This window comes from Rhodoferax sp. LS1R11 (assembly GCF_056521395.1).
The window spans coordinates 54,014-67,640 of the sequence record NZ_JBWMAW010000006.1 but is presented as its reverse complement, the minus strand read 5'-3'; the positions used below and the strand labels follow the sequence as shown (position 1 = coordinate 67,640).

9 protein-coding genes are annotated in these 13,627 nt (G+C 60.8%); 4 read left to right on the top strand and 5 right to left on the bottom strand.

The genetic code is table 11. From position 1 onward, the window contains the following. Positions 1 to 12 precede the first annotated feature (12 nt). The gene (gene map / locus AC097N_RS09400) at positions 13 to 855 is read right to left on the bottom strand and encodes a type I methionyl aminopeptidase (protein ID WP_479580693.1); all 843 of its coding nucleotides are present in this window, start codon (positions 853 to 855) and stop codon (positions 13 to 15) included. Between the two features lie 179 nt (positions 856 to 1,034). Here map and AC097N_RS09395 point away from each other — a divergent pair, with 179 nt between their 5' ends. The 3 genes from AC097N_RS09395 (at position 1,035) to bamE (ending at position 9,317) form a co-directional block, all read left to right on the top strand. Continuing rightward, positions 1,035 to 4,397 carry an EAL domain-containing protein gene (locus AC097N_RS09395; RefSeq protein ID WP_479580692.1) on the top strand — a complete coding sequence of 1,121 codons (3,363 nt, stop codon included), beginning with the start codon at positions 1,035 to 1,037 and terminating at the stop codon, positions 4,395 to 4,397. Positions 4,398 to 4,612: 215 nt separating this feature from the next. Continuing rightward, a complete protein-coding gene (purL, locus tag AC097N_RS09390) occupies positions 4,613 to 8,752 on the top strand; it encodes a phosphoribosylformylglycinamidine synthase (RefSeq protein WP_479580691.1) in 4,140 nt (1,379 codons plus the stop codon). 34 nt (positions 8,753 to 8,786) lie between these two features. After that, positions 8,787 to 9,317, top strand: coding sequence for an outer membrane protein assembly factor BamE domain-containing protein (bamE, locus tag AC097N_RS09385; protein WP_479580690.1), 531 nt, complete (start codon positions 8,787 to 8,789; stop codon positions 9,315 to 9,317). Between the two features lie 37 nt (positions 9,318 to 9,354). On the opposite strand, the gene AC097N_RS09380 is transcribed toward bamE, so the two are convergent. The 3 genes from AC097N_RS09380 to AC097N_RS09370 are packed head-to-tail and all read right to left on the bottom strand — an operon-like array spanning position 9,355 to position 11,845. Beyond that, positions 9,355 to 10,248 (bottom strand): D-hexose-6-phosphate mutarotase, encoded by an 894-nt coding sequence (locus AC097N_RS09380; protein ID WP_479580689.1) that lies wholly within the window; start codon positions 10,246 to 10,248, stop codon positions 9,355 to 9,357. Between the two features lie 14 nt (positions 10,249 to 10,262). Next, positions 10,263 to 11,558 carry an acetyl-CoA hydrolase/transferase family protein gene (locus AC097N_RS09375; protein ID WP_479580688.1) on the bottom strand — a complete coding sequence of 432 codons (1,296 nt, stop codon included), beginning with the start codon at positions 11,556 to 11,558 and terminating at the stop codon, positions 10,263 to 10,265. 38 nt (positions 11,559 to 11,596) lie between these two features. Beyond that, positions 11,597 to 11,845, bottom strand: coding sequence for a DUF3297 family protein (locus AC097N_RS09370; protein ID WP_479580687.1), 249 nt, complete (start codon positions 11,843 to 11,845; stop codon positions 11,597 to 11,599). 128 nt (positions 11,846 to 11,973) lie between these two features. On the opposite strand from AC097N_RS09370, the gene AC097N_RS09365 reads away from it, so the two are divergent. Next, entirely contained in the window at positions 11,974 to 12,741 is a 768-nt protein-coding gene (locus AC097N_RS09365; protein ID WP_479580686.1) for an acetyltransferase domain-containing protein, read from the top strand. Between the two features lie 90 nt (positions 12,742 to 12,831). Here the strand turns inward: AC097N_RS09365 and AC097N_RS09360 are convergent, their stop codons facing one another. Then, positions 12,832 to 13,617 carry a peptidylprolyl isomerase gene (locus AC097N_RS09360; protein WP_479580685.1) on the bottom strand — a complete coding sequence of 262 codons (786 nt, stop codon included), beginning with the start codon at positions 13,615 to 13,617 and terminating at the stop codon, positions 12,832 to 12,834. Positions 13,618 to 13,627: the final 10 nt, after the last annotated feature.

The following is a 13,627-nucleotide window of genomic DNA, read 5'->3' as shown; positions in this document are numbered from 1 at the left end:
TAGCGTTAGCGGCTACGCCTGGCTGGCTGTGGCCGGGGCCACCACGGGTACCTGCTTGGGCACAAAGGCCGGAATGGGCGGGCTGCCGGCGGACAGCGTCAACACCTCGTAACCGGTCTCGGTCACCAGCACCATGTGCTCCCACTGTGCGGACAGCGAGCGGTCTTTGGTGACAATGGTCCAGCCATCGCCCATTTCCTTGATTTCCTTGCGCCCGATGTTGAGCATGGGCTCAATCGTGATGGTCATGCCGGCCTTGAGCTGGTCCAGCGTGCCGGGGCGGCCGTAGTGCAGGATTTGCGGTTCTTCGTGGAACTTGCGTCCAATGCCGTGGCCACAAAATTCACGCACCACGCTCAGGCCGTGGCCTTCGGCAAAGGTCTGGATGGCGTGGCCGATGTCGCCCAGGTAGGCCCCGGCCTTCACCTTGGCAATGCCGTGCCACATGGCGTCATAGGTCAGCGCGCACAGGCGTTTGGCCGCGACGGAGCAGTCGCCCACCATGAACATGCGGCTTGAGTCGCCGTGCCAGCCGTCCTTGATCACGGTCACGTCCACGTTGACGATGTCGCCTTTTTTGAGCGGCTTGTCGTTGGGGATGCCGTGGCAGACCTGGTGGTTGATGGAGGTGCAGATGGATTTGGGGTAGGGGTTGTGGCCCGAAGGTGCATAGTTCAGCGGCGCGGAGATGGCTTGCTGAACGTTGACCGTATAGGCGTCGGCCAGTTTGTCAATCTCATTGGTCGTGATGCCGGGTTTGATGAAGGGGGTCAGGTAATCCAGCAGTTCCGAGGCCAGTCGGCCCGCCACGCGCATGCCTGCAATGCCTTCGGCGTCTTTATAAGTGATAGTCATGGAGCAATTATCCCATTGGGAGAAATTCCCGGGGCACGGTATGTCTTCTGATGGCTGCGAACTGCCAGCCTGGTTCCTGCACCATGCAAGGCGCTTGCCTATGTTGTTGCAGTCAACAACTGATGTCAGAATGAATCGGGTCTGCTCAAAATAAATGGGGGGGGAGTGTGAAGTCTTACGTGAAATCGCTCTACAGTTTTGAATTCAAGGTACTTGTTGCTTTTGTCGCGGCTGTGGTGGTGGTTGCGGGGCTTGCCAGCATGACATGGCGTCTGGCGCAAGACGCTGCCGAAGCGGCCAACCGGATCGTGCATACCCACGAAGTGCGCGACAGCATTTCCCGTACCAAGGCAGAAACGCTGCAGATTGAATTCAGCACGCAGGGCTACCGGATATCGGGCGACCCGGCACGACTCACCGAGCGCGATACGTCGATTGCAACGCGGGAATCCTTGCTGAGCCGTATGAAGCAGTTGATGTCCGACAACCCCCGTCAGCAGGCGCGATGGACGCAGCTGCGTGTGGTATTGAACGAACGTCTCGCCATTTCCAGGCGGGTGGAGTTGTTGCGCAAGACCCAAGGCCCTGCCGCCGCAAACGCTTTCGTGGCCAGCGCGCCACTGCAACAAACGCGCGAGCGCACTTACCTGCTATTGCACGAGATGGACGACGAGGAGCGCCTTCTGCTGGAGAATCGCAATGCCGAACAGTTGAATGCCAACCAAATTCTGGTTGCCGCAGGTGCGCTGGTTGCGTTGTTGCTGCTTGCATTGCTCATAGCCACCTATGTGTTGATCCGGCGTCAATTGCAGGAAACTGCGGCCATCCAGCGGGCGCTCGCAGAAAGCGAGGAGAGCCTGTCCACCACGCTGAACTCCATTGGTGATGCGGTGCTGGCGACTGACACTTTGGGGCGAATCACACGCATGAATCCGGTGGCCGAGCGGCTGACTGGCTGGCAGGTGGCTGAAGCGCGGGGGCGTCCTGTGGACGAGGTTTTTCGCATCATCAACGAACAAACACGTCTTCCCACCGTTGTGCCGGTGGTCAGAGTGATCGAGACCGGGGAACCGCAGGAGCTGGCCAACCACACGGCCATCATTGCGCGCGACGGCAGCGAATTTCCGATTGCCGACAGCGCGGCTCCGATTTGGGGCACATCGGGTCAGTTGACCGGGGTCGTGCTGGTTTTTCGCGACGAGACGGTGGCGCGGCAAGCCCAGCGGTCGATCCGTGAGCAGAACGAAATGCTGGAGCAACGGGTACAAGAACGGACGACGCAATTGCGCGAGAGCGAAGATCACCTGCTCCGCGTGATCAACAGTGTGCCAGCGCTGATCGCCTACGTCGATTCAATGCAGCGTTACGTTTATGTCAACCTTCAATACCAGGAGCGGTTTGCGCCGGGAAAGGCCGACATCGGCGGTTGCGCGGTGCGTGAAATCCTGGGGGAAGAGCGCTATGCGATGGCCTCGCCGCTCATTGCCAAGGTGTTACAGGGACAGTCGCAAAGCTACGACTGGCAGCCCTTTCCCGGCGTCTGGCAGGTCATCAATTACGTGCCAAGGCGTGACGCCCAGGACCAGGTTGCGGGCTATTACGTGCTGGGCTCCGACATCACGGAGCGCAAACACGCCGAAGCAAGAATTCAGACACTCAACACAGAGCTCCAACACCGCGTGCGTGAGCTGGAATATGCCAGTCGCGCCCTGAGAACGTTGAGCGCCGGGAACCGCACCATGCTGCGTGCGACCGACGAGCAGGGCTTGCTGGAAAGCATGTGCCGGGCCATCGTGGACGCTGCCGGCTATCCGGTCGCCATGGTCTGGTATCGGGTGGATGACGAATCAAAGTCACTGCGGCCGATGGCAGAGAGCGGTTACCCGGCCGGTCTCACTCCTTTGCGCAAGCTGAAACTCACCTGGGCTGACAACGAGTACGGCAGTGGCGTGGTGGCCACCGCGGTCCGCACAGGCCAGACGAGCGTGGTGCAGGACATATTTGCCGACCCGAATTACGAACGGTGGCGACCTTATTTCATTCAGAACGCCTCCGGCATCGCCTGTCCGCTGCGCGTTGATGGAGAGGTGATTGGCGCGCTTGTGATTTACCGGGCCGAGACGGAGAACATCAGCTTGGATGAGGTCACGCTGCTGTCGGAGTCCGCCGATGACCTGGCTTTTGGAATTGCGACCCTGCGTGTCCGGGCAGCGCAGCAAAAGGACCAGGAGACGATGCTCCGCCTCACCCACTTCGATACCCTCACGGGACTGCCGAACGAAACTCAATTTACGGAGTTGCTCACTGCGGCCATAGAGACCGGCAAGCGGCTGGACCAGCCATTCGCTGTGCTACAGACCAATATTGAACGACTGGGGGAGATCAATGATGCCCTCGGTTTCGGCAGCGGAGATCAAATGTTGCGGGAATTCGCGCTGCGACTGCGCACCGCCGCGCCAAAGTCCGCCATGGTTGCGCGCCTGCGTGGTGACGAATTCGCTGTGTTGCTTGCGGACAGCGATGCCAGTGATGCCATCACCCTGGTGCGGCACCTGCAAGACCAGTTGGCGCGGCCGTTCCCGATTGCCGATATTCCCCTTGAGGTGTCGGCAAGGATTGGCATTGCGGTGTTCCCTGCGCATGGATCGACACTCCATGACCTGTATCGCCACATGGATATCGCCTTGAACCAGGCCAAGAAGGAAGGGGTGACCCATGTGGTGTTTGACCCTGTGCAGGAACACAACCCATCCTACCGTCTGACCATCGCCGGGGAGTTGCGACGGGCGATTGAGGGGGGTGACCTCTTGCTCTACTTGCAGCCCAAAGTCGAGATGGCCACCGGTCGCATTTGCGGTGCTGAAGGACTGGTTCGATGGAAGCATGCCGAACGTGGCTTGATCCCGCCAAACGAATTCATTGGCCTCGCAGAACACACCGGACTGATCAAGCCGCTCACCGAATGGGTGGTTGAGACCAGTTTGCGCCTGAACCATGCCTGGGCGTCCAAAGGCTGCGCACTGCCGATCGCCGTCAACCTTTCCGCGCGTAACCTGCGCGATGAGAACCTGCTGGAGACAATCCGTCAATTGCGCACCACCTGGCACAGGGCCGCTGGCTTGCTGGAACTGGAAATCACCGAGAGCACGGTGATGGACGATCCCGACTTTGCACTGCGTGTGCTGCACAGCTTTCGCGATGAAGGGATCGCGCTCTACATCGATGATTTTGGTACCGGTTATTCCTCCCTCAGCTATTTGCAGAAATTCCCGGTGGAGTACATCAAGATTGATCAGTCGTTCGTGCGTGACATGACGCTCAGCAAGGACTCCACGGTGATTGTGCGGTCCACCATCGATCTGGTTCATGACCTTGGCCGCAAAACGGTAGCCGAGGGCGTCGAAACACAACGCCACTGGGATCAACTCGCTGCGTTTGGTTGCGATATCGCACAAGGCTACTTCATCGCCAGGCCCATGCCGCCGGAGGACTTCCCGGCCTGGGTTGAACAATTCCGCCCGCCGGTCACGACCCCGTTTTGAGTACCCGCCTGTAAGCAATCCATTTTTGCTATCTATTAAGTAGCATATACCCAAGGTATTCATTGGGTTAGCGGCCAAAATGACTTGAATTTTTGGCAGATATTTGCCAAAGCATTGCCGCTGGTAAAATTCAGGTTCTGCATGGTCAGGCCCAGTCAGCGCCTGCACCGTGAGTCAATTTTCAACCCAGTCAGCCCCCAATTCAGGCCTTCAAAGTGACCCTGCACATTACCCAATTCGAGGGCGGCAGCGCTCTCAGCAGTTTCCGTATTCAGCAGCTTTTGCCCAGCCTGCTTGCTATTCACGACAAGATCAACGGCGTTGCTGCACGTTTTGTGCACCTGGTCACGTCTGACGTGGCGCCCGACCAGGCGCTCAACGACCAGTTGGCCGCCTTGCTGACCTATGGCGACCCTTACACCGGCCCGACCGAGGGCGCGCTCATTGTGGTGACGCCGCGTTTTGGCACCGTGTCACCCTGGGCCTCCAAGGCCACCGACATTGCCCACAACTGCGGACTGGCGGTGCGCCGGGTGGAGCGTTGTGTGGAATACCGCATCACCCTCAAGAGCGGCTTGCTCAGCAAGCCCAGCCTGTCTGCAGACCAACTGGCGCAAATTGGCGCCCTGCTGCATGACCGCATGACCGAAAGCGTCATGGTCGAGCGCGCCACGGCGTTTGGCTTGTTCACCGAGTTGCAGCCTGCGCCCATGGCCCATGTGGATGTGCTGGGCGGCGGCCAGGCTGCGCTGGAGAAAGCCAACACCCAGTTCGGCCTGGCGCTGGCTGCTGACGAGATTGACTACCTGGTGCAAGCCTTCACCACGCTGGAGCGCAACCCCACCGATGTGGAGTTGATGATGTTTGCGCAGGCCAACAGCGAGCATTGCCGCCACAAGATTTTCAACGCCCAGTTCACCATTGACGGCGTGGCGCAAGACCAGAGCATGTTTGGCATGATCCGCCACACGCACCAGACCAACCCGCAGCACATGCTGGTGGCGTACTCGGACAACGCCTCGGTCATGGAAGGCGTGCAAGTAGAACGTTTTATAGCCAAATCGGCCTCTGGCGCAGGTGGAATCAGCGCACCCAGCTATCAAAAAAGTAGCGAAACAAACCACATTCTGATGAAGGTGGAAACCCACAACCACCCCACCGCCATCTCGCCATTCCCCGGTGCCTCCACCGGCGCGGGTGGCGAGATTCGTGACGAGGGCGCCACCGGCCGCGGCTCCAAACCCAAGGCGGGTTTGACCGGTTTCACCGTGTCCACCCTGCGTTTTGATGAAGCGGCAACCGGCTACGGCAAGCCCGAGCACATTGCCAGCCCCTTGCAAATCATGGTCGAAGGTCCCTTGGGGGGCGCGGCGTTTAACAACGAGTTTGGTCGCCCCAATTTGCTGGGTTATTTCCGCGAATACGAGCAATCGGTGTCTTACCAGACGGCCGGTGATGCGGCTTCCAGGGAAGAGCAGCGCGGCTACCACAAGCCCATCATGATCGCCGGTGGCCTGGGCGTGATTGACGCGGGCCAGACGCACAAGATCGAATTCCCCGCGGGCAGCCTGCTCATTCAGTTGGGCGGCCCCGGCATGCGCATCGGCATGGGCGGCAGCGCCGCCAGTTCCATGGCCACCGGCGCGAATGCAGCGGAGCTGGACTTTGACTCCGTGCAGCGCGGCAACCCCGAAATCGAGCGCCGTGCGCAAGAAGTCATCAACCAGTGCTGGATGCAAGGCGCGGCCAACCCCATTCTTGCGATCCACGACGTGGGCGCGGGCGGCCTGAGCAACGCCTTCCCCGAGCTGACCAACGACGCCGGGCGTGGTGCCCGCTTTGACTTGCGGGCCATCAAGCTCGAAGAGTCCGGCATGGCGCCCAAGGAAATCTGGTGCAACGAGAGCCAGGAACGGTATGTGATGGCCATCGCGCCTGAATCACTGGACCAGTTCACCGCCTTGTGCGAACGCGAGCGCTGCCCGTTTGCGGTGGTCGGCGTGGCCACTGAAGAACGCCAGTTGGTGCTGGCCGATGACGAAGGCACCGTGCGCCGCGCCGGGCCGCCCCAAGCAAGCACAGCCCCCTCGGGGGGCAGCGCAGTACACGAAGTGACCAGCGTGGGGGCTCCAGTCAACATGCCCATGAACGTGCTCTTGGGCAAGCCGCCCAAGATGCACCGCGATGTGAAAACGGTGGAGCGCACCTTTGCGCCCGTCAACCTGACCGGCGTGGACCTGCAAAAGGCCTGTATCGACGTGCTGTCTAGCCCCACGGTGGCGTCCAAACGTTTCCTGATCACCATTGGTGACCGCACCGTGGGCGGTTTCAGCCACCGCGACCAGATGGTCGGCCCCTGGCAGGTGCCGGTGGCTGATTGCGCCGTGACGCTGGCTGACTACAAAGGCTTTGCCGGCGAAGCCATGAGCATGGGCGAACGCACCCCGCTGGCCACCGTGAATGCTCCTGCATCCGGCCGCATGGCCGTGGCCGAGGCCATCACCAATTTGCTGGCGGCGCCGTTTGAGTTGTCGCGTGTCAAGCTGTCGGCCAACTGGATGGCCGCTTGCGGCGAGCCGGGTGAAGACGCCGCGCTCTATGCCACGGTCAAGGCCGTGGGCCTGGAGCTGTGCCCGGCGCTGGGCATCTCGATTCCCGTGGGCAAAGACTCGCTCTCCATGCGCACGCAGTGGAAGGATGACGAGGGCGCCAAAAAGGTCACCTCCCCCGTGTCCCTGATCGTGACCGCGTTTGCCACGCTGGCCGATGTGCGCGGCACGCTCACGCCGCAACTCAATGCGCTTGAGGACACCACGCTGTTGCTGGTCGATTTGGGCCGGGGCCAGAACCGCATGGGCGGCAGCATGCTGGCGCAAACCCTGGGCCAGTTGGGCGACGAAGTGCCTGACCTGGACCACCCGCAAGACCTGGTGAGCCTGGTCAACGCCGTCAACGCCTTGCGTGCCGAGGGCAAAATTCTGGCCTACCACGACCGCAGCGATGGGGGCCTGTTTGCCTCGGTGTGCGAAATGGCCTTTGCCGGCCATGTGGGCGTGGCGCTCAATGTCGATTTGCTGGTGACAGAGGGCGACGGCATCACCGACAGCCGCGCCGACGTGGGCGACAGCAAGAACTGGGCGGGGCAGGTGGGTGCCCGCCGCGACGAACTCACGCTCAAGGCGCTGTTCAACGAAGAGCTGGGCGTGGTGCTGCAAGTGCGCACCGCCCAGCGCAATGAGGTCATTCAAACCCTGCGCGAGCATGGCCTGGGCAAGTACAGCCACGTCATCGGCAAGACCCGTCTGGCCGACTCCACCATCACCATGGGTGTGGGTGAAGTGCAGGTCTGGCGGGATGCCAAAGCCGTGTTCAGCGCCAAGCTGGCCGACCTGCACCAAGTGTGGGACGCCACCAGCTGGAAGATCTGCCAGCAACGCGACAACCCCGCCTGCGCGGATGCCGAGCACGCGGCGGCTGGCGCATCGTCAGACCCCGGCATGCATGTGTATTTAGTGCCAAATCAGGCTGTAGCCCAGGTGGAACGTGCGCAGGAAGCTATTAATTCAATAGCAAGTCCTGGCCTGATGCTGTCCCGCCCCAAGGTGGCCGTGCTGCGCGAGCAGGGTGTCAACTCCCATGTCGAAATGGCCTATGCCTTCACCGAGGCGGGTTTTGAAGCGTATGACGTGCACATGACCGACCTGCAAACGGGTCGTGCCAATCTGGCCGACTTCAAGGGCGTGGTGGCTTGCGGTGGCTTCTCGTATGGCGACACGCTGGGCGCCGGCATTGGCTGGGCCCGCTCGATCACCTTCAACCCCGTGCTGGCCGAGCAGTTCAAGGCCTTTTTTGGCCGCACCGACACCTTCGGTCTGGGCGTGTGCAACGGCTGCCAGATGTTTGCCGAGTTGGCCGACATCATCCCTGGCGCGCAGGACTGGCCCCGTTTCACCACCAACCAGAGCGAACGCTTCGAGGCGCGTCTGTCGATGGTGGAGGTGCTGGAGTCCCCGTCGCTGTTCTTCAAGGGCATGGCCGGGCACCGTTTGCCGATTGCCGTGGCGCATGGGGAAGGTTTTGCCAACTTCAAATACCGCGGCAACGCCGACAAGGCCATCTCTGCCATGCGTTTCACGGACAACTTGGGTGCCGCCACCGAGGCCTACCCGTTCAACCCGAACGGCAGCCCCGGCGGGTTGACCGCGGTGACCACGGCTGATGGCCGCTTCACCGCCATGATGCCGCACCCCGAGCGTGTGTTCCGCAACATCCAGATGAGCTGGACCAACGGCGACCTCGCCGCGCTGAGCCCGTGGATGCAGTTGTGGCACAACGCGCGTCAGTGGGTCAAGTGACACGTTCTCTTCTTTAACCGTGATGGATGCCGCCATGAAAAAACGTGCTCAGCCGGTCAGCTCTGCATTTCTGAAACGGGGCCTGGTTTTTTCATTGCTCGGCATCACGCTGCTGCTGCCCGCGTGTGACAACCAGCGCATCGAGGCGCTGGAAGAAGGCGTGGCATCAGAGGGCGACGTGCGCATGAAGTTCGGCGAACCCGAGCGCGTGTGGGAGGGGGCCAACGGTTCGAAGATTTTTGAGTACAACCGCCAGCCTGAAGGCACCCAGAACTACATGATCACCATCGGTGCTGATGGCAAGATGAGCGCGCTGCGACAGGTCTTGTCACCGGCCAACTTCGCCAACATCCAGCCCGGCATGCCGATGGAGACAGTGCGAAAAATGCTGGGCAAGCCCATGAAGGTGACGGCGTTTGAATTGAAAAATGTCTGGCACTACGACTGGCGCTACATGGACGGCCCCAACCAGGCAGACAAAAAGATTTTCACGGTGGTGTTTGACAGCGACTTGCACGTGTTGTCGACCGGTTCGGTGTCCGACCCGGCGCTGGACAGGCGCTGATGCAAACCCAACGGTCTGACTGCGCAGATCAGCCTGCTCAGGCCAATATCCGCAGTGTTTGCGTCAGGCGGTAGTCCGTTCCGGGTGCCAGGCTGACCACGTCGGGTCCGGCGTTCGCCGCTTCAATACAAAAGAAATTTTGCCAACCGTCATCGGGCACGTCCGCCATGACGCGCGCGCCTGTGTGGCCTGGATTCCACACTACCACCGACTGGCTGCCTTGCGTGTTAATCTGGATACGGCGCTGCCAGCACCGGTCCACCAGGGTGTAGCGGCGTGTGGGCTGTCCATCGGTGTGATGGTAGGTTCGGTCGCATGCCTCGTTCAGCGCAAAGGGGGTTTGCTGAACATCCCGCGCCAGATGGCGCAAGCGGTCGTCATAGGCCAAGCCCATGAGGCCCTCGATGCCTGTCTGGCGGGCGTCGCCCACGGCAAAGTAACTGTGTAGTGCCTGGCTCAGTTCAAAAGGCGTCACACCCGTGTTGCGCGTCTGCAGGGTTTGCGTCAAGGCCTCACCCACGGTGAGCGTCAGGCGGGCTTGCAGGTTGGGGGCGGTTGCCGTCAACTCATCCAGGTCGGTGCCCGTGGCGGCCGGAGACAGCGTCAGGCTCACGGAGGTGTCCGTGCTGTGGAGTACCTCGTCAAGCGCCCAGGTGACGTTGCGCACCGGGCCATGTTGGCGCGCGCTGGCGGGCATGCCTTGTTTGGCAAACCAGGGCCAGCACACCGGCACCCCGCCGCGAATGGCCGCGGGTGCCGGCAGGGCTTGCGGGGACACCCAGAACACGTCGCGCTGACCGGTGGGTACCCAGGACAGCAGGTGCGCCCCATGCAGCGCCAGGATGGCGGTGCCGTGGCGTGTGCTGATGTGCAGGCAGGCGTGCCCGGCGTGGTCGATGGCTGTGATTTGGGGCGGCAGTGGCACGGTCATGGGATGCAATGCGCTTACAGCAGATGCATTTTTTGGGCCGCTTCTGTCAGCTCGGCCCGAAACGCCGGGTGGGCAATCGAGATCATTTCCTGGGCGCGCTGCTTCGCCGATTTGCCACGCAGTTGGGCTACCCCGAATTCGGTCACTACGTAGTTGATGTCGTTCTTGCTGGTCGTCACATGGGTGCCGGGCGAGAGTACGGGCACGATGCGGGTCAGCGTGTCGTCCTTGGCCGTTGAGGGCAAGACGATGAAGGCCTTGCCCCCGCGTGAGCGGTTGGCTGCGCGCACAAAATCGACCTGCCCCCCGGTGCCGGAGTAGGGAGATGAGCCCAGGCTTTCCGAGCCGCATTGGCCCAGCAGGTCAATCTGCAGCGTGGCATTGATGGCCATCAGTTTGTCGTTCTGGGCGGCAATATAGGGGTCGTTGGTGAAGTCGACCGGATGAATTTCAAGCGCCGGATTGCGCTCCATGAACTGGTACAGCTTTTTGGAGCCCAGCGCAAAAGTGGCGACCATTTTCCCGGGCATGAAGGTCTTCTTGCGGTTGGTGACCGCGCCGCTGTTGATCAGCGTCAGGATGCCATCGCCAATCATCTCGGTGTGAATGCCCAGGTCGTGCTTGGCGGTGAGTTGCATCACCACCGCGTCGGGAATGCCGCCGTAGCCAATCTGCAAGGTGGAGCCGTCGTCGATCATGTCGGCCACGTACTTGCCAATGGCTTCCTGCACTGGGCCAATTTTGGGCAGGCCCACCTCCATCACCGGCTCGCTGCTCTCGATCAGCGCCGCCACCTGGGAAATGTGAACATGGCAGTTGCCGTTGGCAAACGGTACGTTGGGGTTGACCTCCAGCACCACGGCACGCGCCCTGGCCACGGCGGCCATGGTGTAGTCAGCCCCCAGACTGAACGAGAAGTAGCCATGCGCGTCCATCGGCGAGGCCATGGAAAGCACCACGTCAGCCGGGATCTGCTGGCGTTCGATCAGGCTGGGTAATTCCGAGAAGTAGGCGGGGATGAAATCCACCCAGCCACTTTGCCCGCCCGCGCGCGAAGCGCCACCAAAGAAAAACGCCACATGGCGCACATGGTCCACGGTTTCGGGGTCGAAGTAGCCGTATTTGCGCACCGCCAGAATCTGCGCCACCTTGACGTCGTGAAAGCGCCGGCGCTGCTCCGACAGGGCGGTCAGCAGCGTGGGCGGCTCGCCGACCCCGGTGGGAACAACGACGAAGTCGCCGTCATGGATGAGCCTGATCGCGTCTTCTGCCGTGGCGCGCTTTTTTTGATAGAGATCTTGGACGGACATGGTGTGCTGGCTTCCCTGATTGGATGACTGGAAACCGTTTACTTGTAAAACGCTTCGACCTTGCCCTTTAGCTTGATCATCAGGGGATGGCCCTTGCGGTCTACGGTTTTGCCCGCGGGCACCTTGATCCAGCCTTCGCTGATGCAGTATTCCTCGACATTGAAGCGCTCCTGGTCGTTGAGCTTGATCCCAATGTCGTGTTCGAACACGGCGGCCACGTGATGGGAACTGCGTGCGTCACTGGACAGATGGTCGGGCAGGGCGGGGCGTTGGGTGGCGTCAGTCATGGAGATCTTCTTTTGTGATGAATAGGAACAGACATCGATTTTCCACGATTTGGCCCCTGCCATTCTGGAGCCCTCTGTGAGCGCTGGCCGCCAACTGAATTTGGCCCTGGTTCGGGTATCGTCAAGCCATGCTGCGCAAACAACCCTCACATTTCTCAGGCCGATTTGATTCGGTGGACGCTTTGCGTGGTGCTGCCATGGTCTGGATGACCGCATTTCATTTCAGTTTTGACCTCAATCAATTCGGGTACATTCGGCAGGATTTTTACCGCGACCCGGTCTGGACCGCGCAGCGAACGCTGATCCTGAGTCTGTTCCTGTTCTGCGCTGGCATGGGGCAGGCGATGGCCGTGGCGCAAGGGCAGACCTGGCCCCGCTTCTGGCGGCGCTGGGCCCAGGTGGCGGGCTGCGCCTTGCTGGTCACGGCCGGCTCCTGGCTCATGTACCCCCAGAGTTTTATCTACTTTGGCGTGCTGCATGGTATGGCCCTGATGCTGGTCATGGCGCGCTGGATGACCGGCCTGGGGCGCCGGTTGTGGTGGGTGGGTGCGGTCGTTATTGCTATTAATTTAATAGCTGCTCCCGCACTACAGACGGGCGCTATGGCTATTTTTTCTGAAAATTTGAATGCCCCGGCGCTCAACTGGCTGGGTCTGGTCACCCGCAAACCCGTGACCGAAGATTACGTGCCGCTGTTGCCCTGGTTCGGGGTGATGCTGTGGGGCGTGGCCGCCGGTCACGGGTTATCGCAGCGGCGCGGCCAGCGGTTGTCCCGGGCGCTACCGGCCCCGCTGCAACCGCTGGTGGTGCTGGGGCGCTGGAGCCTCACCTACTACATGCTGCACCAACCGGTCATGATTGGGATTTTGATGGCGCTGGGGTGGCTGAACCGGTAGCGCGAGCCTGGCACTGAACCTGTGGCCAATAGGGCACCCCAAAAGAAAAGCGGCCTGAGCCGCTTTTCTTTTGCCGGGACACAGACCGGTTTATTCGATCTTGGCCTTGGCGCGCAGTTCTTCCTGGTACTTGGTCATTTTCTGCTGCTGCAGTTGTTGGGCAATTTGCGGTTTGACATCGTCAAACTTAGGCAGCTGGGCCTCACGCACGTCGTCCAGGCGAATGATGTGGTAACCGAACTGGGTCTTCACCGGTGTCTCGGTGGTTTTGCCTTTGGCCAGCTTGGTCAGGGCGTCAGAGAACTCGGCCACGTAGTTACCGGCGCTGGCCCAATCCAGGTCACCGCCATTGGCGCCAGAGCCTGGGTCTTTGGACGATTTCTTGGCGATTTCTTCAAACTTGCCGCCTTTTTTCAGCTGGGCAATGATGGCCTTGGCTTCGTCTTCCTTCTCCACCAGAATGTGGCGGGCCTTGAATTCCTTGCCCCCATTGGCGGCAGCAAACTTGTCGTACTCGGCCTTGATGTCCGCATCAGTCACGGGGTTGGCTTTTTGGTAGATACCAAAGAGTTCGCGGATCAGCAGGGTCTGGCGGGCCAGCTCCATCTGGGTTTTGAAATCTTCCGTGGTGTCGAGGCCTTGTTTTTGGGCTTCCTGAATGAAAATTTCGCGGGCGATGACTTCCTCGCGCAGTTGGCCTTGCATTTCAGGCGTCACGGGACGGCCGGAGCGGGCGATTTGCTGCGACAGGGCATCCAGACGGGCTTTGGGAACGGCTTTGCCGTTGACGATGGCGACGTTTTGCGCCAAAACGGCTGGCGCCAGTGTGCACAGCATGGCAGCAGTGGCAACAGCGGATAAAAATTTCATCTTCATTCGGTTTCCC

Excerpts from the sequence above, each read along its gene's own strand:
- AC097N_RS09360 (WP_479580685.1), bottom strand. The coding sequence starts at position 13,617 with ATGAAGATGAAATTTTTATCCGCTGTTGCCACTGCTGCCATGCTGTGC.
- AC097N_RS09375 (WP_479580688.1), bottom strand. The coding sequence starts at position 11,558 with ATGTCCGTCCAAGATCTCTATCAAAAAAAGCGCGCCACGGCAGAAGAC.
- map (WP_479580693.1), bottom strand. The coding sequence starts at position 855 with ATGACTATCACTTATAAAGACGCCGAAGGCATTGCAGGCATGCGCGTG.
- AC097N_RS09365 (WP_479580686.1), top strand. The coding sequence starts at position 11,974 with ATGCTGCGCAAACAACCCTCACATTTCTCAGGCCGATTTGATTCGGTG.
- AC097N_RS09370 (WP_479580687.1), bottom strand. The coding sequence starts at position 11,845 with ATGACTGACGCCACCCAACGCCCCGCCCTGCCCGACCATCTGTCCAGT.
- bamE (WP_479580690.1), top strand. The coding sequence starts at position 8,787 with ATGAAAAAACGTGCTCAGCCGGTCAGCTCTGCATTTCTGAAACGGGGC.
- AC097N_RS09380 (WP_479580689.1), bottom strand. The coding sequence starts at position 10,248 with ATGACCGTGCCACTGCCGCCCCAAATCACAGCCATCGACCACGCCGGG.